Below are 23,377 nucleotides of genomic sequence, written 5' to 3'. Positions count from 1 at the left end.
CCGCGCCCTGAGCCACATTACCCGGATGCCCCATTTCCGGACACGGGCGGGCGCTGGGCGCGCAGCGGCAGCAGGCAGGCGGCCAGGCAAGTCAGCGCATGCAATCCCAGGAGCAGCGTGAAGATCGGCAGGAATGGCGACGGCCCGATGTCGGCGGCGCCATGCATCGTCAAACGGATAGCCAGGGCCAGCAGCGTGGTCGCCACCGGGCCGCCCACCCGCTGCGCGATATTCAAGGCGGTATTGGCCACAGCGAGTCTTGCCATCGGTATCATCGAATAGGCCGCCGTTATGGACGGAATACTGATGGTGCCCTGGCCCGCCCCGGCCAGGAACAGGCTTACCGCCGCCCATCCCGACGAAAACCGATGTTCAATCATCCACAGGAACGCCAGCGTACTGAGCAGCGCCAGTAAGGCGCCGCCCGCCGAGACCAGGCGGCAGCCGTACCGGTCGGTTAACCCGCCCAGCAGGGGAAACGAGCACATCATGCCAAGGCCGACGAAGGCGATAAGCTCGCCCGCGCGGGCGGTGGATAATCCGCAGCCGGCTATCAAATACAAAGGCACCACAAGCTGCCGGCCGAACATGATGCCATTGGCGAAAAATTGCGTGGCGGCGGCCACTGAAAATGTGCGATTGGCGAAAAGCCGTACATCGATGAGCGCCGCATCGTCCCTGCGTAGCGCGTGCCGCAAGAATCCGCCGAGAAACACGGCGCCGGCCGTTAATACCCCCAGCCCCACCGGATGCGGGACATTTTGCAGACCGTAAATAACGGCGACAAGGCCGGGGGAAACCAGCGCGAAACCGACATAATCAAACGGACGTTTTTGCAATGAACCCGTATCCGCCGGCAGCATCCATGCCGCCAACCCAACGCCGAGAACCCCCGTAGGCACATTGAGGTAAAATAGCCAGGGCCAGTGGGCGTGCGCCAGGATAAATCCGGCCAATACCGGGCCAAGTACCGGCGCCAGCAAAATCGGGATGGTAACGTACCCCATGATGCGCGACATGTTCTTTCCCGCCACGCGGGCAATCATCATTTGCGCCATGGGCGCCAGCACGCCTCCCGCCAGCCCTTGGAACAGCCGGGCGCCAATCAGCGCGTCCATCGTCCGGGAAGCGCCGCAGAGCGCCGAGGCCAACGTAAAGGCCGTGAAACAACCAAGATAAAGCCGCTTGGCGCCGACGCGATCCACCAGCCAGCCGTTGAGCGGCAACATCAACGCCATCGCCAGCAGATAGCCGCTGACGATCCATTGCGCCGAGGCGATGGGCGAGCCGAGATCGCGACTGACCGCCGATAGCGATACGTTAACCACGGTGGCGTCAAGCTGTGTCATAAAGGATCCGATCAGCACGACGGCGGCCACCCTCCAGACCACCGGATCCACGCTGTCTGTCGTCTTTGCGCCTGATCTCATTCTGTGGTCTGCTCCGCCAGACGCTGAATGATCCCGGCGGATGTGAATAACGTGTCGCGTTCCTGCGGCGAAAGCCCGGCGATAGCCCGGGACAACCAAAGCTGTTTTGCCTCGCGGTTTCGCTGGCGCAATGCCGTGCCTTCCGTCGTCAATGCCACAAGTCTCAGCCGGCCGTCGGTGGCATGAGGGGTACGTTGGACGTAGCCCGATTTTTCAAGAGAAGCAATGATCGCGCCCATTGATTGCGGTTTTATCCCCTCGGCGCGCGCCAGCGCCGCGGTCGTGGCCGGTCCGTCATTGGCCAGCCGCGACATCACCATGGATTCCGTCATACTCAGTCCCCCCGCATGGGATTCATTGCGCGCCCGCCGCACCAGTAAGCCAATGGCGTGCATGAGCTCGGTAACATCGTGTTGCAAAGATTTATCCTGCATGATCTGGCCTGTATTCTTGAGATAAACAGAAAGAAAGCATGAAGACGATCAGGAAAACTTGCAAGATAAACTTGCAAGTTTTCCTGAACAGTGACAATCTCGATCCTGTCGCCGGCAGGGTAAACGGCCTGTAATACGACGGTCTCCGAAAGTCGAGCGCGTTTGATATGAGCGGCGTCACCCGCCGCAATGAAAAGGGAGCACCTCAAGATGCCATGGTATCAATTACTTGCTTACTTCCTGGGTGGAATGTGCGTTTCCAACGCCATTCCGCATTGGGTGAGCGGCGTGCTTGGCCGGCCTTTCCAGAGTCCGTTCGCCTCGCCGCCGGGCAAAGGGCTATCGTCGTCCGTTGTGAATGTATTGTGGGGGGCATTTAATTTTGCGGTGGGTTATCTGCTTATCTGCCGGGTCGGCCAGTTCGAGATCCGCGTTACCGCGGATGCCGCAACCGCCGGTCTCGGCGCATTGCTGATGGCCGTTGTGGCGGCCAGATCGTTCGGGCGGTTCCACGGGGGCGTCTTGCCCGCCAAATAACCGGACCCGCGCCCGGCTTTAAGCGAGGACGCGGGCAGGCGGCGCCAGTTGCCGGGAGGTCATCCCGCACATGGCGGCGACGCGGTGAAAATCACGGCGCGACACCGTGGCCGGCCCGGCAAGTCATCCGCCGAACCGACCCCCGGCGCCGGTATTATTGATAATCGCCGATGGGCACGCAGGAACAAAACAGGTTGCGATCGCCATAAACATCGTCCAGCCGTTTCACGCTCGGCCAGTATTTCCGGCCGAAACCCGCCGGGAACGCCGCGACCTCGCGGCTGTAGGCGTGCCGCCATTCGCCCGCCAGTTCGCGCTCGGTGTGGGGCGCGTTGACCAGCGGGTTATCTTCCAGCGGCCATTCGCCCCGGGCGACCCGATCGATTTCCGCGCGAATAGCCAACATGGCATCGATAAAGCGATCCAGTTCCGCCTGGCTTTCCGACTCGGTCGGTTCCACCATGAGCGTGCCGGCCACCGGGAAGGACATGGTCGGCGCGTGGAAACCGTAGTCGATGAGCCGTTTGGCAATGTCCATTTCACTGATGCCGGTAGCGTCTTTCAGCGGGCGGATATCCAGGATGCATTCATGGGCTACCCGGCCGTCGCGGCCGCTATACAGCACGGGAAAAGCCGAGCGCAGCCGGCTGGCGATATAATTGGCGTTCAGAATCGCCATCTGGCTGGCCTGCTTGAGACCCTGGGCGCCCATCATCCGGATATACATCCAGCTTATGGGCAAAATCGACGCGCTGCCGAACGGTGCGGCGGCCACCGCGCCCTGCCGGGTCAGAACGCCGTCGATATGCACCACCGAATGACCGGGCACAAAGGGCGCCAAATGGGCTTTCACGGCGATGGGGCCCATACCCGGCCCGCCGCCGCCATGGGGAATGCAGAAGGTTTTGTGCAAGTTCAGGTGCGACACATCGGCGCCGATATATCCCGGCGAGGTGATGCCCACCTGGGCATTCATATTGGCGCCGTCCAGGTACACCTGACCGCCGTATTGATGGACGATTTGGCAAACTTCGCGGATGGTTTCTTCATAGACGCCGTGCGTGGACGGATAGGTCACCATGATGCACGACAAGGCATTGCCGGCCTGCTGGGCTTTCTGCCGCAGATCGTGCAAATCAATGTTACCCTGCTTATCGCAGGCCACCACCGTGACCGTCATACCCGCCATTTGCGCGGACGCCGGATTGGTGCCGTGGGCGGAGCTGGGGATAAGGCAGATGCGACGCCCGCCGTCATGCCGGCTTTCATGGTAGCGGCGAATGGCCAGCATACCGGCGTATTCTCCCTGGGCGCCGGAATTAGGCTGCATGCATAAGGCGTCGTACCCGGTCAGTTGCACCAGCCAGCGGGACAACTGGCCGATCATTTGCTGATAGCCGATCGCCTGCTCCGGCGGACAAAACGGATGCAATTCGGCGAATTCCGGCCAGGTGATGGGGATCATTTCCGCGGCGGCGTTCAGCTTCATGGTGCATGATCCCAGCGGGATCATGGCTTGATTCAACGCCAGATCCTTGTTTTCCAGCCGATGCATATAGCGCATCATCTCGGTTTCGCTGTGGTACGAATTGAAAACCGGATGGGTCAGGAACGGCCCGCTCCTCAGCAGAACTTCGGGAATCGCCTCGCCAAGTCCGGCGTCCAGGGCATCAATGTCCGGCATCGCGTCGCGGCCGGTCACGATGGCGTACAACGCCGTGATGTCATCCCGGTCAGTGGTCTCATCAAGAGTGATACCCACCGCGCCGTCCACATCGCCGCGCAAATTGATACCCCGGGCCAGAGCGCGTTGCATGACCGCGTCTTTGTCCGCCACATCCAGAGTGAGTGTGTCGAACCAGCGATCGAAACGCGGTTTGATACCGGCCTGGGCCAGGGCGGCCGCCAGAATGCCGGTCAGGCGATGGATTCGGGCGGCGATGCGCCTGAGCCCTTCCGGACCATGATACACCGCGTAAAAACCGGCGATATTGGCCAGCAGCACTTGTGAGGTACAGATATTCGAGTTGGCTTTCTCCCGTCGAATATGTTGCTCGCGGGTTTGCATCGCCATGCGCAAGGCGCTATGGCCGGCCGCGTCGCGGGATACGCCGATGATGCGGCCCGGCATGGCGCGCTTAACCTCATCGCGGGCGGCGAAAAAGGCCGCATGGGGCCCGCCGTAGCCCATGGGCACGCCGAAACGCTGGGAAGAGCCGAATACCACATCGGCGCCCTGGGGGCCTGGCGCCGCCAGCAGCACCAGCGACATCATGTCCGCCGCCACGCAACTGATAACGCCGCGGGTTTTCGCCGCCGACAGCAATTCGCGGTAATCGTGCAGCTCGCCGGTGGTGCCGGTCAGTTGCAACAATATGCCGAAGACGCCGGCGTGTTCCAGCGCGGTATCGGGTTTGCCGACGATGAGCTCGAAACCGAAGGCTCCCGCCCGGGTGCGCACCACATCCAGCGTCTGCGGATGCACGTCGTCGGCCACAAAAAAGCGATTGGCCTGTTTCAGTTTGCTGGCGCGCTTGGCGAGCGCCATGGCCTCGGCGGCGGCGGTGGCTTCATCCAGTAAAGAGGCCGACGCGATGTCCAGGCCGGTCAGATCCAGTGTCAGTTGCTGGAAATTGAGCAGGGCCTCCAACCGGCCTTGGGACACTTCCGGCTGATAAGGAGTATAAGCGGTGTACCAGCCCGGATTTTCCAAAAGATTGCGCAGGATGACCGGCGGCGTCACCACTGCGCTATAGCCCATGCCGATAAAGGTTTTAAAACGCAGGTTACGACCGGCGATAGCCTTGAGCTCCGCCAGGGCCTGGGCTTCGGTCGCCGGTCCCCCCACCGCCGGCGGCGAAGGAAGTTGAATGTCCGCCGGCACGATTTGGCCTATCAGCGCATCAAGGGTAGCGGCGCCGACCGCGCTAAGCATATGCGCCTGTTCGGCGGCGGAGGGACCGATATGACGCGAGATAAACGCGTCATGGTGTTCAAGCTGGCTAAGAGTCTGGGTCATATACAACATTTCCTGCATCGGGCATAGGAAGGGGGAATACACCTGCGGCGAAGGTCCCGGCGCAACGCCGGGACCCCATGATTATTCGTCGTCGTCTTCGTCGTCTTCTTCGAGTGTCGCCTCGTAGGCATTGGCATCAAGCAGACCGGCCAGTTCACTTTCATCGGCGGCCTTGATCTGAAACAGCCAGCCTTCGGCGTAAGGCGCGCTGTTCACCAGTTCGGGCGATGCGTCCAGATCTTCGTTGATGGCCACGATCTCACCGCTGATGGGAGCATAGATATCCGAAGCGGCCTTGACCGATTCGGCGACGGCGCAATCATCGCTGGCGGCGAATTCGGCGCCGATTTCCGGCAGATCGACAAAAACCATGTCGCCCAACAGTTCCTGGGCGTGTTCGGTGATACCGACGGTATAAATGCCGTCGCCCTCGTTACGCACCCATTCATGCGAACTTGTATATTTCAATTCTGTCGGCACAGTGCTCATCGCCTTCCTCATTCTGACAAAGTTAATTATTGGACGACCGATTTACCGGCGCGTACAAAACCCGGTTTGGTCACCTTAACCGGCATTTCGCGGTTACGAATTAATACTATAGCCTGCTGGCCGATACCGGCCGGCACTCGCGCCAGGGCAATGCTGCATCCCAGGGTCGGGGAAAATGAGCCGCTGGTGACAATGCCCTGCCGCCCATTGCCGTCGGCATCGACGAACTGCACAGTCTGGCCGCCGCGCAACACGCCTTTTTCCGTCATCACCAGTCCCACCAGTTGCTCGGTGCCGGCGCGACGCTGCGCTTCCAGAGCGGCGCGGCCGATAAAATCGCGGTCTTCGGGTTGCCAGGCGATGGTCCAGCCCATATTGGCCGCCAACGGTGAAACCCCTTCGTCCATTTCCTGACCGTAGAGATTCATGCCGGCTTCCAAGCGCAAGGTATCCCGGGCGCCAAGCCCGCAAGGTTTGACGCCGGCGGCCAGCAGTTGTTGCCAGAACGCCGCGGCCCGCTCATTGGGCAGCGCGATTTCATAGCCCGCCTCGCCGGTATAACCGGTTGTGGCAATAAACAACTCATCGCATTGCGCGCCGAAAAAGGGCTTCATGCCATCAACCGCCGTCCGCTGTCCGGCGGTGAACACTGTGGCGGCCTTGGCCTGCGCCTGCGGCCCCTGCACGGCAATCAGCGACAAATCATCGCGCACGGTAATAGCGATATTGTAAGGCGCCGCGTGCTCGGTCACCCAGGCGACATCTTTTTCGCGGGTAGCGGAATTCACCACCAGGCGGAAATCGCTTTCGCTTAGGAAATAGACTATCAGATCGTCAATCACCCCGCCGGAGGCGTTCAGCATGCCGGTATACAGGGCCTTGCCGGGCCGGGTCAGCTTGGCGACATCGTTCGCCAGCAGGTAACGCAGGAATTCGCGGGTACGGGGGCCGTGCAAATCAACGATGGTCATATGAGACACATCGAACATGCCGGCATCGCGCCGGACTTGATGGTGCTCTTCAAGCTGCGAACCATAGTGCAGCGGCATCATCCAGCCATGGAAATCCACCATTTTTGCGCCGCATGCGATGTGCTGTTCATACAGCGGTGTCTGCTGGGCCATCTTTTTCCTCTCATTATTCGAATCGGCGGCATCGCCATACCCGCGCCGACGCGCAAACGATACCCTTTGCGAGAAGGTACCACCGAATTCCAGGCGAAACCATAAAATAAATTATGGGGTGATTTGGGCGGCAACGGGAAATCCGGCGGGCAGCATCAGAATAATATGCTAACTCAGAGTTTAAAACGGCGCATAAAATGGAAATGCGGCTGGCTGAACACAAAATTTGATAACAAAAGGCCTCGGCAATTCACCAAGGCAACGGCGGGACCACGGGCTTCGGATTAGAAATAATAATGGAAAAAAACCACGGAATTAGATTTTTTCAGTCGAATCGGTTTCCCGCGCCAGCCACTCAGGCAAATCATTTAATCCCATGGCTTGCCGGATCAGGCGAGGCTTGAGGCCCGGCAGGGCGTCGGCCAACTGCAGACCCGCATCGCGCAGCCATTTCTTCACGGGATTATCGCCGTCGAACAGTTGGCGGAATCCCTGCATACCAGCCAGCATCAGCGCGGCACTGTGCTTGCGACGGCGTTCATAGCGACGCAGATAGGGATAATGGCCGATATCTTTTCCGGCGGCCTGCAAGCGGCGTATCTCCGAAACCAGATCGGCGGCGTCCATGAAGCCCAGATTGACGCCCTGCCCCGCCAAGGGATGAACGGTGTGGGCGGCATCCCCCGCCAGCGCCAGCCGGTGGGCGGCGAAATCACGGGCATAACGCGCGGTGAGAGGAAAGGTCAGCCGCTCGCTTTGCACATCGCAAATGCCCAGGGCCAAGTTGAAATGCCGCGCCAGCCCGGCGTTGAATTGCGCCGCGGGCTGCAAACGCCGGCGCTCGGCTTCCTGCGGCGGCAGCGACCAGACAATGGAACATAAGTCCGGCCGGTACAGCGGCAAAAACGCCAGAATGCCGTCGCCATGAAACGCCTGCCGGGCTATCCCCTCATGGGGTCGTTCGGTGCGCACCACGGCCACCAAAGCGTGATGCCGATAATCCCAGAAAGTGACGGGTATCGCGGCATAGCGGCGCAACCAGGATTCGGCGCCGTCGGCGCCCACCACCAGTCGGGCGGTCAGCATCCTGCCGTCGTCAAGGGTGATGAAAGCCTCGTTTTCGCCCCAGGCGATATCCCTCGGCGAAGCCGGACAATAAAGCGAGGTGTTCGCCAGTCCGTCGGCCCGGCGCCAGAGCGCCTGGTGTATGACCGGATTTTCAACGATGTGCCCCAGCTCGCCGCAACCCAGCATCCGGCCGTCGAAGGCGATTTTGCCGCCGCTATCGTTTTCCCAGACTTCCATACCCCGGTAAGGGGCCGCTCGCAGCCCCGAGATATCGTCCCAGACCCCCAATCGCTCGAACAAGCGCCGGCTGGCGGCGTTGATGGCGGAAACCCGCAACGCCGGTCCGTCCGCGGCGCAAATGGCTTCCGGCGGCCGCGACTCCAGCACGGCGACGCGCAGACCGCTGTCCTGCAATCCGCAGGCCACGGCCAACCCCACCATACCCCCGCCGTTAATCACCACATCGAATGCTTGCATAACCGAAATCCTGTAATCAAGGGGGCAATCTCAGCGCTCAACCCAGCCCAGGGTGCGCCGCGCCAAGACGTTTCGCAGCAGGGGCCAGCGCGCCATGGTTTGCAGCCCCCAATTGCGGGCCAATACCAGCGCGGGATAGTCGTTGGCGAACACATGGATAAGACCGTCGGTCATCTTCACGGCATTAGTCTGATCGGGCCCACGGCGCCGGCTATACTGCCGCAGTGTCGGGTAATCGCCGGGATCGTCGCCGCGGCCATGCGCCTCAGCCAGCGTTTCCGCCAAGGTCATCACATCGCGCAAACCGAGATTAAATCCCTGTCCGGCGATGGGATGCAGAGTTTGCGCCGCGTTACCCACCAGCGCCAGGCGATGGCCGATATGTCCCGCGGCGGTTAAAAGACGCAGCGGATAGATCTGCCGCCGGCCCACTTTCCGAATACGCCCCAGCGACCAGCCGAATACCCGCTGCAGCGCGTCTCGGAAAGCGGCGTCATCCCAGCCCGCCACCTCATCGCGCCGCTCCTCGGGCAAACACCAGACCACGGCGGCGCGACCGGCGGACAACGGCAGCAACGCCAGCGGTCCGTGTTCGGTAAACCGCTCATAAGCCGTTTTATCCAGCGCCCGGGCGGTGGTGATATTGGCTATCACCGCCAGTTGCCGGTAATCCGATTGCCGCCATGTTATGCCGCATTGCTCCGCTGTGGGGGAGCGGGAGCCGTCGGCGGCCACCAGCAGTCGGCCGGTCAGATGCTCGCCATTGTCCAGGGCGACATCCACAGCGTCCGAGCGCCGGGCGACGGACGCCACCGAGGCCGGACAATGCAACCTGACCCCCGGCGCCCGGCGAAGCAATTCATACAACCGTTGACCGGCCTCATGCAGTTCCACCACATAACCCAAGGCGTCCAGGCCGTAATCCCGGGCATCCAGCCAAACTTTGCCGAAATGGCCGCGATCGCTGACCTGCACCCGCGCCATAGGCGAAGCGCCGGGCCGCAGCGCCGGCCAGACGCCGATGGCGGTCAATTGCCGGCATGTGCCGTCGGCCAAAGCCAGCGCCCGTCCGTCGTAACCGGGATGGGGACGGCCATCGGGCGTTCGGGCCTCCACCAAATCGACGGCAAGCCGTCCTGCGGTCATACGGGACAATGCCAGCGCCAGCGTGGCGCCGGCCATGCCGCCGCCCACAATGATGATCGCCATGGTTTAACGCGCCGCCGCCATCAGGGCCTCGATGGCGTCGGGATCTTTGACGACCGAGTCGGTCAGGTTTTCGTTGCCCTGCTCGGTAATCACGATGTTGTCCTCAATCCGGATGCCGATACCCTGATAAGCGGCCGGCACATCGGCGTCCTGGGCAATATACAGGCCCGGCTCGATGGTCAGGACCATGCCCGGCTCCAATACCCTGCCGCGCTCGGGGGAACCGTAATCGCCCACGTCATGAACATCCAGCCCCAGCCAATGGCTCAGACCGTGCATGAAAAACCGGCGATGGGCCTGTTCGGCGATCAGTTTTTCCACATTGCCCTTCACCACGCCAAGCCCGATCAGACCGGAGACCATGATCCGCACCACTTCTTCCGTGACCTCGCGGATACTGGTGCCAGGCCGAAACAGCGCCAGCGAACGGTTTAACGACGCCAGAACGATATCGTAGACCGCGCGCTGCTCGGCCGTGAATGTCCCCCCCACCGGAAAGGTCCGGGTGATATCGCCGGCATAGCCCAGGTATTCGCAGCCGGCATCGATCAGCACCAGATCGCCGTCCCGCATTGCCGCTTCATTTTCGGTATAGTGCAAAATACAGCCGTTGATGCCGCTGCCCACGATGGTGTTATAGGAAGGATAACGAGCGCCATGACGATTGAATTCATGCAGGATTTCCCCTTCCAGCTGATATTCATACATGCCCGGCCGGCAGGCCCGCATCGCGCGGGTATGACCCTGGGCGGTGATTTCGCCGGCTCGGCGCATAACGGCGATTTCCTCCGCCGATTTGAACAGGCGCAGTTCATGCACCCAGGGACGCCAATCCGTAAGCGTGGTCGGCGCGCTCAGCTGCTGGCGAAATCCCCGCCGCAACCTGTCGAGGGCGGCGAAAACCAGTTCGTCGGCAAAGGCATACTCGCCTTGGGCGTGATACACCACATCAAGGCCGTTAAGCAACAGGTGCAATTGATTTTTAATTTCGTCCCAGGGCAGGGCGCGATCCACGCCCAATCGGGTTGGCGCCGCCTCCTGTCCCAGTCGGCGGCCGAACCAGATTTCCGCGGTCTCATCCCTGACCCGGTTGAACAGCACGCTATGGTGGTGAGTCTCGTCGCTTTTTATCATAACCAGCGCGGCTTCGGGTTCGTTGAAGCCGGTGAAATACCAGAAATCGCTGTTTTGACGGTAAGGATATTCACTGTCGGCGTTACGGGTCGCCTCCGGCGCGGCGAAAATCACGGCGGCGCTGGCCGGGGCCATTTTCGCCAGCAAGGCCTGACGACGGCGTAAATATTCTTGTGGTGTCATCACTTTCTCCTGCCTCCTCCTGCCTCGTGAGAGTCATGGCAAACCCCTGCCGTCGCCTACCCCTTGGCATGCGCGGACGGGCTTAACCATTCCGTATTATTGATGTTCGCGGCCCGCCGGCAACGTGCGGTGGCCGCCGCCGGCCAGGTCTTAGTGCAATGTCGGCCCGGACGCTTCCCGCCCGTTCGCCGCCGGACGAGTGAATTCATTATGACAAAGAATCGCCGCCATACGGACGTATTCGACCACTTCCTCCAGCGATTGCGCCAGTGACTGCTGGTCTTCATCCTCATCGTAGCCGAGCTGGGCGATATTGCGCAGATCGTCGACGGCTTCGCGCACATCGCCGCGGATCCCATCAAGCTTGGGTTGAGCCACGCCCAACCCCAACAGGAAATGATTCACCCAACCCGCCAACGCGTCCGCCCGGTCGAATACCGAACCGCGCGCCTCATCGGGCAGAAAAAGCTGGAAGGCGTAATCGTCGCTGTCCAACGCCTGGGCGGTGGCCTCATGCAGTTGGCGCAACGGTTCGGCCAGCGTCCGCGGGAAAGCCGTTCCCTCGTTGGTCAGCTCATGCATCAGGTTTTGCCAGCTCTCGCCGCGGCTGCCGCCGCACAGCATGCCGCTTAGCAAACCATGCATTTCCGCCGACGTCAGCGCCAGTTCCTGCTGGTCGAGCAATCGATTCAGGTTCTCGTAATCGGGAAAGGTAAATTGTCTGGACATGCGCATTCATCGTCGTTGGCAGGATAACTTCGTGTTATGCTACCACCAAGGTCCATGGCTATACCAGAAAGGGCTTGTAACTTCTGTTTTATATCGATTATAGTTGCGTCCGCCTAAGCCCCCGCAACAGCCAAACGATAACGGTCGGGGGTTGACGCGGTCGCACAATGCAGGAAGGTGGTATGTCCGCACAACCGGTAGATATTCAAATTTTTGGCCGTACGTTACGGGTGAACTGCCCGCCGGAACAACAAGAAGCGTTGAACCAGGCGGCGGACGATCTTAATCAGCGGTTGCAAGATCTCAAAGTTAGAACTAGAGTCACCAATACAGAACAACTGGTTTTCATCGCGGCGTTGAACGTGTGTCACGAACTGGCGCAGGAAAGATTGAAAACCCGTGATTATGCGGCCAATATGGAACAACGGATCCGGTTATTGCAGCAAACCATCGAGCAGGCATTAGTGGAGCAAGGCCGGATTACCGAGCGTCCGGGTACGCAGTTCGAATGATCACGACGGCCGCCGGCCGGTTAGGTGCGGCGGGTCGTAAAAATAAAATTTCTCTGAGGTGTTCGTCAGCGGGCCAGTCCCCTGAGCCGATATTTGATACCACAAGAATGTGGCGCTTGTTAATTGGTGAGCATGCTCGGTTTGTCCGAGAAGCCTTAAGATTACGACGCTGCGTTCACCTTGAACCATGGGTTCAAGGGTTACAGCTTGCGACGGCATCTCGGAGATCCCCCTTCTTGGTTGTACGTATTTCCTATCAATGATGATCCCATCGCCGGACATTTCATTGCGGCGCCAGAGTTTGCGCAACCAGATCCGCAAAGCGCGACGCGAGCTGACCGCGCAACAACAGGCCGCCGCCGCACAGGCTGTCGCCGAACGGGCCATGGCGCATCCGCGGGTCGCTGCCGCCGGCGCGCTGGCGCTGTTTTTGTCCTTTGACGGGGAACTGGATACCCAGCCGCTGATTGAGGCCCTATGGCGGCGCGGCCGGCATGTTTTCCTGCCGGTACTGCATCCGTTCAGCCCAGGGCATCTGCTGTTTTTACGCTATGAGCCCGACACCGAACTGGTGGTAAACCGGCTACGCATCAGCGAACCCCGACTGGACGTCACCCGGCTTCTGCCGCCGGACCAACTGGATGTGCTCTTTACGCCTTTGGTGGCTTTCGACGCCACGGGACAGCGTCTTGGCATGGGCGGCGGTTTTTACGACCGCACGCTGCGCGATTGGCGACAAAAAGCGGGGTTTTATCCCATCGGCTTGGCCCACGACTGTCAGCAGGCGGCGGAGATACCCGCCGAGGACTGGGACGTTCCCTTACCGGAAATCATCACGCCCTCACGCCGTTGGCAATGGTCCTAGCCGTCGGCCGTTCCTCCCGGGAGTCGCGGCCGGCGAAGGGCTTTTAGTACAACAGGCGGGCGCGGATGGTGCCGGGGATCGCCTTGAGCAATTGCAAGGCGGTGTTCTCGGCATCGGTTTCCACATCGATCACCACATAACCGATTTCCGGCGTGGTTTGCAGATATTGCGCGGCGATATTGATGCTTTGCTCGGCGAAGATCTGGTTGATACGGGTCAGGATGCCCGGACGGTTTTCGTGGATATGCAGCAGGCGGCTGACATTGACGCCATGCTCGGGCAGCGAAACCTCGGGGAAGTTCACTGCCGACAAGGTCGAGCCGTTATCGGAATATTTCGCCAGTTTGCCGGCCACTTCCACGCCGATATTTTCCTGCGCTTCCTCGGTCGAACCGCCGATATGCGGCGTTAGGATCACGTTGTCGAACTCGCACAGCGGCGAATGGAACGGATCGCTGTTCGTGGCCGGTTCCTCCGGAAACACATCAATGGCGGCGCCGGCCAAATGTTTGGCGGACAATGCGTCGCACAACGCCGGTATGTCCACCACCGTCCCACGCGAGGCATTGATGAACAGCGCGCCGTCCTTCATTTGGGCGAATTCATTTTTGCCCACCATATTACGAGTGGAGGGGGTATCCGGCACGTGCAGGGAAACCACATCGCTCAGCCCCAGCAGCGCAGGCAGGGATTCCACCTGTTGGGCATTGCCGAGCGGCAATTTGCTCTCGATATCATAGAAATACACCTGCATGCCCAGGCCTTCCGCCAGAATGCCCAGTTGGGTGCCGATATGACCGTAACCGATAATGCCGAGCTTTTTGCCGCGGGCTTCAAAACTGCCGCGCGCCTGTTTGTTCCATTGGCCGCGATGGGCCTTGGCATTGGCTTCCGGCACGCCGCGAATCATCAGCAACATTTCGCCGATCACCAATTCCGCCACAGAACGGGTATTGGAAAAAGGCGCATTGAATACCGGAACGCCCCGTTTTTGCGCGGCTTTCAAATTCACCTGGTTGGTACCGATGCAAAAACAGCCCACCGCCACCAATTTTTCCGCGGCGGCGAAGACCTCTTCCGTCAAATGGGTACGGGATCGGATACCGACGAAATGGGCATCGCGGATGGATGCCTTGAGCGCCTCGGTATCCAATGCGCCTTTATGGTATTCGATATTGGTATATCCGGCGTGCCGCAACGTATCCAGCGCGGTTTGGTGCACACCCTCCACCAGCAGAAACTTAATCTTGTCTTTTTCCAACGATACTTTTGCCATTTCCCGACCCTTTATCAACCCTCAGAAGCGACTGTCACGACAGCGCATGGACAACATAACAAATATTGCCGCATCGGCAAGCAACCTGAGCGCCGTATAAATAGCATAAGAAAGAGTCATAAGCGATGGCTATGGAGGGATCCGCTGGCATGGCGGGGAAATATCCCATTTATGTCAGGAATAGGCCGTAATTGTGATATTAATCACTGTATTATTATACACGGATTAAAAAATGCTATGTAAACGGATTTAACAAACGCCGGCGGCGGCACGCGCCAAACCGCCGCAACGGCGCGGCTTATGCAACCGATTAGGCCTCGATGATTTTGACGCCTTGCGGGGTGCCGATCAGCGCCACATCGGCGCCGCGCCGGGCGAACAAGCCCACCGTCACCACACCGGGCAGCGCATTGATCTGGTCCTCAAGCTTCACCGGATCCAGTATGCGCAGATTATGGACATCCAGGATCACGTTGCCATTATCGGTGACCACGCCTTGCCGGTATTCCGGCAGCCCCCCCAGTTTTACCAGTTCGCGGGCCACATACGAGCGGGCCATGGGGATTACTTCCACCGGCAAGGGGAAATCGCCCAGCACGTCCACTTGCTTGGACGCATCGGCGATACAGATAAACCGGCGCGCCACGGCGGCGATAATCTTCTCCCGGGTCAGCGCCGCGCCGCCGCCTTTGATCATCTGCATCCGGCCATTTATTTCGTCGGCGCCGTCCACATAAATATCCAGACTATCGATCGTGTTCAAATCGAACAGCGGCACGCCCAGGCTTTGCAATTTGGCCGATGAGGCTTCGGAGCTGGATACCGCGCCTTCAATTTGATGCTTGACGGTGTCCAGGGCGTCGATGAAATGCGCGGCGGTGGTGCCCGTGCCCACGCCGACGATGGTTCCGGGCCTGACATATTTCAAGGCCGCCCAGCCGACCGCTTTTTTGAGTTCATCCTGCGTCATGATATGTTTCACCTTTGGAAAGCTCACTAACCCGCATTATATACTCAATTGGCGGCAAACGCGGAAGTCTCGAAGACAGAGAGTATCCGGCGGCCGGTAAACGGCGGCGTGGGGGATGGCCGGTAAACATCTTCTCCGCCGGCATTGGCGGAGTGCATATCGGGTCGCGCAAAACCGAAGGGTGCGATTTTAAACCGCTGCGCGGGAAACTATGGCATAGTGAGGGACATAACGCCGTTAGGGGATTAATTGATGAAACGCCCGGACTATCGAACGCTGCAAGCGCTCGACGCCGTGATACGGGAGCGCGGTTTTGAACGCGCCGCGCAAAAGCTGTGTATAACGCAATCGGCGGTATCGCAACGCATCAAGCAATTGGAAAACCTGTTTGGCCAACCGTTGCTGGTGCGTACCGTTCCGCCTCGTCCTACCGAACAGGGTCAGAAGCTGTTGGCGTTATTGCATCAGGTCGAATTGCTGGAAGATGAGTGGCTGGGTACCGACAACGGCAACGACACGCCGCTGCTGCTGTCGCTGGCGGTCAATGCCGACAGTTTGGCGACCTGGCTGTTGCCGGCATTAAAACCGGTATTGGCCAATTCGCCGATACGGCTTAATTTGCAAGTGGAAGATGAAACCCGCACCCAGGAGCGTTTGCGGCGCGGAGAAGTGGTGGGCGCGGTGAGTATTCAGCCGCAGCCGCTGCCCAGTTGCCTGGTGGATCAATTGGGCGCGCTTGATTACCTGTTCGTGTCGTCTCCCGATTTTGCCGCGCGTTATTTCCCGCACGGCGTGACCCGCAGCGCCTTGCTTAAGGCACCGGCCGTGGCCTTCGATCATCTGGACGATATGCATCAGGCTTTTTTGCAGCAAAATTTTGATTTGTCGCCGGGCAGCGTCCCCTGCCATATCGTTAACTCATCGGAAGCCTTTGTGCAATTGGCCCGTCAAGGCACGACCTGCTGCATGATCCCGCACCTGCAGATCGAAAAGGAACTGGCCGGGGGCGAGCTTATTGACCTCACCCCCGGCCTGCTTCAGCGCCGGATGTTATTCTGGCATCGTTTCGCGCCGGAAAGCCGGATGATGCGCAAAGTGACCGACGCGCTGCTGTCTTACGGCCGCGAGGCGCTGCGGCAGGTATAGCGGCGCGCCGGTTCGCACGCTCAGGGCTGCGGCCGCAACTCGAAAACCACATCCACCTGGTCGTCGAAATGGATGGTTTGTTGCGAGTAGGTTTGGGCGGCGTCGGTCTGAGCCACGGTGTCGGCGGTTTTGAACATCCGCGTTACCGGCATCGGTTGATAATTCGCCACGAGATAACGGATACTGTAAATCGGCCCCAATTGCGCGTTAAACCCCTCGGCCAGCGCTTTGGCCTGTGCCGTGGCGTTTTTAATGGCCAGGTTGCGCGCCTGAACGCGATAACTGTCGGGGTTGGCCACGCCCAGATCCACTGACCGAATCTCATTCAGTCCGGCTTTGAGCGCGCCGTCCAGCAATCCATTAAGCTTGTCCAACTGCCGCAAGGTGACCTGCACCTGGCGAACGGCGCGATACCCTTTCAGTACCGCTTCGCCGTTTTTCAGATAATCGTATTCCGGCTGGGTGCGTATATTCGCCGCGGCGATGTCCTTTCTGGCCACGCCATTTTTATCCAGAAAAGCAAAGTACTGCGCCACGCGCGCGTCCGCCTGCTTTTTGGCATCGGCGGCCTCTTTCGAGGAAATGGCGACCTCAATGGACAATGTGGCGATGTCGGGCGCCACGTCCACGCTGGATGTGCCCGATGTGATGACATGCGGCCCGGCGGGAAGCTCCGCCGCGGGGGACTGCGCGACCAAGCTTCCCCACCCCATTATGGCGGCCAATGCCATTGCCCTGACCTTCATGACGCCTCCTTAAGATTGAACAGGTTGAACGGCCGCCTGTGTTCTGCTTTACCAATACCGCCGGCGGCCCCGTGAAGAATTGCAAAGCGCGGCCTGGTAGGAAATGACAGCCTATCATTACCTGTTTTCTCTTGATAACCAAGCCATTTGCCGTTCTTTACGCTTTGGTCGCCATGGACTGGCGGCGTAACGCGGCGCTGATGGGTTAACACACCGGGGCGTCATTTATCAAGGCCGCCGGCTAACGAAACAGCGTGGCGAGACCGAGCATGGGCCAGGCCTGGCATGCCAGTTTCCACGCCACCGACCACATCACCACGCCAACGAACAAGTGAATCAGCCGCTGCGCCGCCGGACGATTAAGTAAAGGCGATAAGCGCGCCGACAATATCGCCAGGCCATAGAACCATACCAACGACGCGCTGATGGCCCCGGCGGCGAAAAACCGCCGCGCCGTGGGTTCGAACTGACCGCCAAGACTACCCAAAATCACCAGGGTATCCAGATACACATGCGGATTAAGCCAGGTCACCGCCAGCATGGTCAAAACGACCCGCGGTAAATCGGTGGCGCGCCCGGCGTTTTGCGTCCTCAACGTCTCGCCCCGCCAAGCCTGCCTGACGGCGTTGAAACCGTAAAAGGCCAGAAACGCCACCCCCGCCAGGGTCACCAACCGCAGCAACGCCGTGGAGCGCATCAACAGCGCGCCGCCGCCAAAGACGCCCGCGGAAATCAGGACCATGTCGCTAAACAGGCATAACGTCGCCACCAGCAACGGATATTGCCGCCGAATGCCCTGATTCATCACCAGGATATTCTGCGGCCCCAGCGGCATAATTGTCGCCATACCCAGGGCGAACCCTTGAAAACCTATCATCCACACGCTGTTTTCCTGTATTTATCCGGGAGAAATCAGCGGCAGTGTAGTGAAAACGCGCCATCAGTTGAAATGGAAAAATTTAATTGCCGATTAGCCGGGCTAATGTTCTCACGCCGACCCTGGTTTTGATTATCAGCTTTGGGGCGTTTCCTGTGCCGGAGTGCTGTCTTGCGGTTGGCGGCCGCCCTCTTTGGGACGCGGCGGACGGATGACATGCACATCCATCTGCGGATAAGGAATGCCGATACCGTGCTCGTCCAACGCCTGTTTAAAGGTTTCCAGAAAATCGAGCTTTGTGGCGAACCAATCACCGCGCGGCACCCAGGCCCGTACCAGAAAATCCAGCGACGATGCCCCCATGGCGTTAAGCCGCACCATGATGCCCATATCTTTCAATACCCGGCTGTCCGCCTCGATAATCCCCGTCAGCAATGATTTAACCGTATTGATATCGGCGTCATAACTGACGCTCACTGTCAGATCAATCAACCGGTTGGGCTCACGGGCATAATTGGTGATATTACCCGCCAGGATCTTGCTGTTAGGCACCACAATCATAATGCCGTCGTAAGTCCGAAGCGTGGTGGAAAAGATTTGCACCACCACCACCGTACCGGCCGTACCGCCGAAATCCACATATTCACCGGCGCGAAACGGTCTGAATGTCACTAATAGCACGCCGGCGGCAAAATTCGCCAGCGAACCTTGCAACGCCAAACCAATGGCCAAACCGGCGGCGCCGATGACCGCGATAACCGACGCGGTCTGTACGCCGATTCGCCCCAAAGCGGCGATCACGGTGAAAATGATGACGCCGTAACGAACAATGGCGGAAAGGAAATCAGCCACGGTGATATCAATATGCCGCGCTCTCATCACTTTGTTCAGCGTGCCGGCTATCACTTTGGCGGCAAACAAGCCGATGATCAGGATGATAATGGCGGCGACGATATTCACCGCATAACTTAGCAAGAGTTGTTCGTTATTAACCAACCAGTTGCCGGCGTGGTTGATGCTATCGACGACGTTCAGATCTTCCATTTGTTTTATCCCGTTCTGGTGTACCGCAATAATTTTGCCGGACCTTCCCCCGGCAACAGCGAAGCCTCTTAAGCGTAACCAAAAAACGTGTCCCGCGCCAACCGGTAACGAGAGAAAAATCAGGAAAATTCCACGAATTCATTATGTTAAAGGCCTCCATTTAGGAGGCCTTTCTCAGTGACAGACTGTCTTGGACGTCTTTACAACACGTCAATGGCATTCAGTTCATGGAACGCCAGTTCCAGACGGGTGACCATCGAAACCTGGCCGGCGCGCAGCCAGGCGCGCGGATCATAGAACTTCTTGTTCGGTTTATCATCGCCTTCGGGATTCCCCAGTTGCGTTTCCAGATAACCGGCGTTTTTATGATAATACTTGAGGATACCTTCCCAGGTTGCCCATTGGGTATCGGTATCAATATTCATCTTCACCACGCCATAGCCGACCGCTTCTTTGATTTCTTCCGGGGAAGAGCCCGAACCGCCATGGAATACCAGGTTCAGCGGACGTTCCGGCAGATGGTATTTCTCGGCGACGTATTTCTGCGAGTTATCAAGAATCTTCGGCGTCAACTTGACGTTACCCGGCTTGTACACGCCATGCACGTTGCCGAACGAAGCGGCGATGGTGAAACGCGGGCTGATGGCGTTCAGTTTTTCATAGGCATAGGCCACATCCTCCGGCTGGGTATACAACGCGGAGTTGTCCATATGGCTGTTGTCCACGCCGTCCTCTTCCCCGCCGGTACAACCCAGTTCGATTTCCAGGGTCATGTTCATCTTCGCCATACGGGCCAGGTACCGGCTGCAGATTTCCACGTTTTCTTCCAGCGACTCTTCGGACAGGTCAATCATATGGGAGGAGAACAGCGGCTTGCCGGTGGCGGCAAAATGCTTTTCGCCCGCATCAAGCAGGCCATCGAGCCAGGGCAGCAGCTTTTTGGCGCAATGGTCGGTGTGCAAAATGACCGGAATGCCGTAATGTTCCGCCATATGATGGACATGCAGCGCGCCGGCGATGGCGCCCAGCACGGAGGGCGTCTGGCCGTCGGCCTTGAAGCCCTTGCCGGCGATAAAGGCGGCGCCGCCGTTGGAGAACTGGACGATAACCGGCGAACGGGCTTTGGCGGCCGCTTCCAGTACCGCGTTGATTGAATCGCTGCCGACACAGTTGACCGCGGGCAGAGCGAAGTGATTTTCCTTCGCTACAGCGAACACTTTCTGTACGTCATCACCGGTGATAACGCCTGGTTTAACAAAATCGAAAATCTTAGACATATTGCTTGTCCTGTTTTGTAGGCCATTGAGAGAGAATTTCGCGCCATCATCCCGGCAGCCCGGACGACAGCGGAAACGGGCGTCGTTACGGGACGCCCGGCTTACGGGTCTTACTGTTTAGCGCGTTCTTCAAGCATCGCCACGGCCGGCAGGACTTTGCCTTCGACAAACTCCAGGAAAGCGCCGCCGCCGGTGGAAATGTAGGAAATCTGATCGGCGATGCCGAACAGATCGATTGCCGCCAGGGTATCGCCGCCGCCAGCGATGGAAAACGCGTCGCTTTCCGCGATGGCCTTGGCCACGACCTCGGTGCCTTTACGGAAATTCGGGAATTCGAACACGCCCACCGGACCGTTCCACAAAATCGTTTTGGCCTTTTTCAGAATGTCGGCCAATTTTTCGGCGGACACATCGCCCAAATCCAGCACCTGTTCGCCGTCCTGGATATCGTTGACCGACTTCAGGGTCGCTTGGGCGGTTTCGGAGAACTCGGTGGCCACACGGACATCGGTCGGTACCGGGATATCGCATTTTTGCAACAACCGTTTGGCTTCCGGGATCAGGTCGGCTTCGTACAGGGATTTGCCCACATTGTGGCCCTGGGCGGCAATGAAGGTATTGGCGATGCCGCCGCCGACAATCAGTTGATCGGCAATTTTGGACAGCGAGTCAAGCACGGTGAGCTTGGTGGATACTTTAGAGCCGCCGACGATCGCCACCATCGGACGAGCCGGGTTGCCCAGCGCTTTGCCCAGGGCTTCAAGCTCGGCGGACAACAGCGGACCGGCGCAAGCGACTGGGGCGAATTTGCCCGCGCCGTGTGTCGACGCCTGGGCGCGATGGGCGGTACCAAAGGCATCCATAACATAAACATCGCACAGGGCGGCGTATTTTTTGGACAGGGCCTCGTCGTCTTTCTTCTCGCCTTTATTGAAGCGGACGTTTTCCAGCACCACCAGTTCGCCGGCGGCGACATCCACGCCGTCCAGGTAGTCCTTCGCCAGACGCACCGGCGAGGACAGCTTGTCTTTCAGATAATTGACCACCGGCAGCAGGGAATACTCTTCGTTATATTCCCCTTCGGTCGGACGCCCCAAATGGGATGTCACCATAACATGCGCGCCTTGTTTTAACGCGGCTTCGATGGTGGGCAGTGAAGCGCGTATGCGCGCATCCGATGTTACTTTGCCGTCCTTAACCGGAACGTTCAGATCCGAACGGATAAGCACGCGTTTACCAGCCAGATCCAGATCAGTCATCTTAATTACAGCCATGGTGAACCCTCTTGTTGATTCTTGTAAAAGTGCCCGACCGGTGGAAAACAGGGTTTCCCCCACCGGACTAAAATCCGTTACGCCGCCGTCGCGCCCTGGGGCCGCGCGGCCTGCCGTATTAACATACCCACCGCCGTGGAATCGTTGCCGGGAATGCTTCGCCCGCCCCATCGCCCCGCCCGACGGCCTGGCGATGGTGGAAACCATTCGAATCCCTTAACGCTTTATACAGTCAACTATACCTTAAATAACCTGAGTTGCATCGCGGTGGCATGGCATCCCGCGATGCGACCGGGGAGAACGGATGCAACCGGCCAACGGGCGGCTCGGAGTATGACGAGTATATACCACGAATGTTGTCCGTCGCCGTTTTTTGCACTGACGCCGGGCCGCGGCGCCGGGTCATTCAACCCCATGGGCGTGTCGGCGGCGCCCTTGAATGACGCCATTCTTTCAAGCGCGCCAACACCGGTATTTATCGGGCATCACCGGAAAAGAAAGGAACGGGCAAAGACCCTTGAGGCATGGGCTTACGCTGACTGAAACGCTTCAGCTAGGATAATCAAAAAAAGATAGCAACGGAATAATTTTGCTGTTTTTGTGATGAAGATCCGCCTGATTGCGCTAAAAAGCAGCAATTTTTGCGAATCAGGACGCGTTTTTTCCGACTTTACTCAGAATAGGCCGGTGGCGGCCATCGGGTATCATAACAACGCGGCCCCGGCCGGAGCCGCGTTAATGACATCAAGCCAGCAGCGCGCGGGCCTTATCAAGTACATTTTCCTCGGTAAAACCAAACAACGTAAACAGCGCTTCGGCCGGCGCCGATTCGCCGAAAGTGGTCATACCGACCACCGCGCCGTCCAGTCCCACATACTTGAACCAGTAGTCAGCAATGCCGGCCTCAATAGCCAGACGCGCGGTCACTGACTTCGGCAATACCGCTTCACGGTATCGCGCATCCTGGGCATCGAACACTTCAGGCGAAGGCAGCGACACCACCCGGACCCGCCGCCCCTGCGCGCCGAGTTTTTCCCAGGCGGCCACCGCCAGCGCCACTTCCGAGCCGGTGGCGATAATGATCAGCTCCGGCTGGCCGTCGGCGTCTTTGAGGATATAGCCGCCGCGGGCAATATCCGCCAATTGCTGCGCCGTGCGCTCTTGCTGCGCCAGATTCTGGCGGGAAAGGATGAGCGCGCTGGGGCCATGAGCATGTTCAATCGCTTGTTGCCAGGCCACCGCGGATTCCACCTGATCGCAGGGCCGCCAGGTACGCATATTCGGCGTCAGGCGCAAACTGGCCAACTGTTCCACCGGCTGGTGGGTCGGTCCGTCCTCTCCCAGGCCGATGGAATCATGGGTATAAACATAGATGCTGCGCAGTTTCATCAACGCCGCCATACGCACGGCGTTGCGGGCGTATTCCACGAACATCAGGAAGGTGGCGGTATAAGGCACAAAACCGCCGTGAGCGGCAATGCCATTGGCGATGGCGGTCATGCCGAACTCGCGCACCCCGTAATGGATATAGTTGCCCGCCGGATCGTCGGCGATGGA

Annotated in this window: 21 protein-coding genes and 1 other RNA gene; 5 read left to right on the top strand and 17 right to left on the bottom strand. The window is 59.1% G+C overall.

Annotated elements, in window-relative coordinates; all coding sequences use genetic code 11:
- Positions 1-17: 17 nt before the first annotated feature.
- Both FCN80_RS20415 and FCN80_RS20410 read right to left on the bottom strand, forming a co-directional pair.
- Positions 18-1,430, bottom strand: a complete 1,413-nt coding sequence (locus tag FCN80_RS20415; protein WP_136992196.1) for a DHA2 family efflux MFS transporter permease subunit — start codon at positions 1,428-1,430, stop codon at positions 18-20.
- Positions 1,427-1,864, bottom strand: a complete 438-nt coding sequence (locus FCN80_RS20410; protein ID WP_136992195.1) for a MarR family winged helix-turn-helix transcriptional regulator — start codon at positions 1,862-1,864, stop codon at positions 1,427-1,429. Before FCN80_RS20410 ends, FCN80_RS20415 begins: the two co-directional genes overlap by 4 nt.
- A 210-nt stretch (positions 1,865-2,074) precedes the next feature.
- On the opposite strand from FCN80_RS20410, the gene FCN80_RS20405 reads away from it, so the two are divergent.
- Positions 2,075-2,401 carry a hypothetical protein gene (locus FCN80_RS20405; RefSeq protein ID WP_136992194.1) on the top strand — a complete coding sequence of 109 codons (327 nt, stop codon included), beginning with the start codon at positions 2,075-2,077 and terminating at the stop codon, positions 2,399-2,401.
- A gap of 154 nt (positions 2,402-2,555) precedes the next feature.
- Here the strand turns inward: FCN80_RS20405 and gcvP are convergent, their stop codons facing one another.
- From gcvP to FCN80_RS20370, 7 genes are all read right to left on the bottom strand, one after another.
- Positions 2,556-5,420 (bottom strand): aminomethyl-transferring glycine dehydrogenase, encoded by a 2,865-nt coding sequence (gene gcvP / locus FCN80_RS20400; protein WP_136992193.1) that lies wholly within the window; start codon positions 5,418-5,420, stop codon positions 2,556-2,558.
- Between the two features lie 81 nt (positions 5,421-5,501).
- Positions 5,502-5,909: a glycine cleavage system protein GcvH gene (gene gcvH, locus FCN80_RS20395; protein WP_136992192.1), complete on the bottom strand. Its 408-nt coding sequence runs from the start codon at positions 5,907-5,909 to the stop codon at positions 5,502-5,504.
- A gap of 26 nt (positions 5,910-5,935) precedes the next feature.
- Entirely contained in the window at positions 5,936-7,033 is a 1,098-nt protein-coding gene (gene gcvT, locus FCN80_RS20390) for a glycine cleavage system aminomethyltransferase GcvT (RefSeq protein ID WP_136992191.1), read from the bottom strand.
- Between the two features lie 315 nt (positions 7,034-7,348).
- Positions 7,349-8,578, bottom strand: a complete 1,230-nt coding sequence (gene ubiI, locus FCN80_RS20385) for an FAD-dependent 2-octaprenylphenol hydroxylase (protein WP_136992190.1) — start codon at positions 8,576-8,578, stop codon at positions 7,349-7,351.
- Between the two features lie 30 nt (positions 8,579-8,608).
- Positions 8,609-9,787 (bottom strand): 2-octaprenyl-6-methoxyphenyl hydroxylase, encoded by a 1,179-nt coding sequence (gene ubiH, locus FCN80_RS20380; protein ID WP_136992189.1) that lies wholly within the window; start codon positions 9,785-9,787, stop codon positions 8,609-8,611.
- 3 nt (positions 9,788-9,790) lie between these two features.
- The gene (gene pepP / locus FCN80_RS20375) at positions 9,791-11,104 is read right to left on the bottom strand and encodes a Xaa-Pro aminopeptidase (protein ID WP_136992188.1); all 1,314 of its coding nucleotides are present in this window, start codon (positions 11,102-11,104) and stop codon (positions 9,791-9,793) included.
- 150 nt (positions 11,105-11,254) lie between these two features.
- Positions 11,255-11,833 (bottom strand): YecA/YgfB family protein, encoded by a 579-nt coding sequence (locus FCN80_RS20370; protein ID WP_136992187.1) that lies wholly within the window; start codon positions 11,831-11,833, stop codon positions 11,255-11,257.
- Between the two features lie 182 nt (positions 11,834-12,015).
- Between FCN80_RS20370 and zapA the strand changes: the two genes are divergently transcribed.
- The 3 genes from zapA (at position 12,016) to FCN80_RS20355 (ending at position 13,210) form a co-directional block, all read left to right on the top strand.
- Entirely contained in the window at positions 12,016-12,345 is a 330-nt protein-coding gene (gene zapA / locus FCN80_RS20365; RefSeq protein ID WP_136992186.1) for a cell division protein ZapA, read from the top strand.
- Between the two features lie 47 nt (positions 12,346-12,392).
- Positions 12,393-12,576, top strand: a non-coding RNA gene (ssrS, locus tag FCN80_RS20360) — 6S RNA.
- Between the two features lie 28 nt (positions 12,577-12,604).
- Entirely contained in the window at positions 12,605-13,210 is a 606-nt protein-coding gene (locus FCN80_RS20355) for a 5-formyltetrahydrofolate cyclo-ligase (protein WP_230492814.1), read from the top strand.
- A 43-nt stretch (positions 13,211-13,253) separates the two neighbouring features.
- On the opposite strand, the gene serA is transcribed toward FCN80_RS20355, so the two are convergent.
- Together serA and rpiA are read right to left on the bottom strand one after the other, a co-directional pair.
- Entirely contained in the window at positions 13,254-14,486 is a 1,233-nt protein-coding gene (gene serA / locus FCN80_RS20350; RefSeq protein ID WP_136992185.1) for a phosphoglycerate dehydrogenase, read from the bottom strand.
- Positions 14,487-14,796: 310 nt separating this feature from the next.
- A complete protein-coding gene (gene rpiA / locus FCN80_RS20345; protein ID WP_136992184.1) occupies positions 14,797-15,456 on the bottom strand; it encodes a ribose-5-phosphate isomerase RpiA in 660 nt (219 codons plus the stop codon).
- Between the two features lie 252 nt (positions 15,457-15,708).
- On the opposite strand from rpiA, the gene FCN80_RS20340 reads away from it, so the two are divergent.
- On the top strand, positions 15,709-16,602 hold the full coding sequence (locus FCN80_RS20340; RefSeq protein ID WP_136992183.1) for a LysR family transcriptional regulator ArgP: 894 nt from the start codon (positions 15,709-15,711) through the stop codon (positions 16,600-16,602).
- Positions 16,603-16,622: 20 nt separating this feature from the next.
- Here FCN80_RS20340 and FCN80_RS20335 read toward each other — a convergent pair whose 3' ends face one another.
- The 6 genes from FCN80_RS20335 to FCN80_RS20310 form a co-directional block, all read right to left on the bottom strand.
- A complete protein-coding gene (locus FCN80_RS20335) occupies positions 16,623-17,348 on the bottom strand; it encodes an oxidative stress defense protein (RefSeq protein ID WP_136992182.1) in 726 nt (241 codons plus the stop codon).
- A gap of 241 nt (positions 17,349-17,589) precedes the next feature.
- The gene (locus FCN80_RS20330) at positions 17,590-18,225 is read right to left on the bottom strand and encodes a LysE family transporter (protein WP_230492818.1); all 636 of its coding nucleotides are present in this window, start codon (positions 18,223-18,225) and stop codon (positions 17,590-17,592) included.
- Between the two features lie 135 nt (positions 18,226-18,360).
- Positions 18,361-19,269, bottom strand: a complete 909-nt coding sequence (mscS, locus tag FCN80_RS20325; protein WP_136992180.1) for a small-conductance mechanosensitive channel MscS — start codon at positions 19,267-19,269, stop codon at positions 18,361-18,363.
- Between the two features lie 200 nt (positions 19,270-19,469).
- Entirely contained in the window at positions 19,470-20,546 is a 1,077-nt protein-coding gene (gene fbaA / locus FCN80_RS20320) for a class II fructose-bisphosphate aldolase (protein WP_136992179.1), read from the bottom strand.
- A gap of 110 nt (positions 20,547-20,656) precedes the next feature.
- Positions 20,657-21,820 carry a phosphoglycerate kinase gene (pgk, locus tag FCN80_RS20315; RefSeq protein ID WP_136992177.1) on the bottom strand — a complete coding sequence of 388 codons (1,164 nt, stop codon included), beginning with the start codon at positions 21,818-21,820 and terminating at the stop codon, positions 20,657-20,659.
- A 744-nt stretch (positions 21,821-22,564) separates the two neighbouring features.
- Positions 22,565-23,377, bottom strand: an 813-nt coding sequence (locus FCN80_RS20310) for a transketolase-like TK C-terminal-containing protein (RefSeq protein ID WP_306767906.1), incomplete at its 5' end; no start/stop codon positions are given.

This window comes from Martelella alba, from assembly GCF_005217455.1.
Taxonomy (GTDB): Bacteria; Pseudomonadota; Gammaproteobacteria; order Enterobacterales; family Enterobacteriaceae; genus Acerihabitans.
This window is presented reverse-complemented; position numbering and strand designations above follow the sequence as displayed.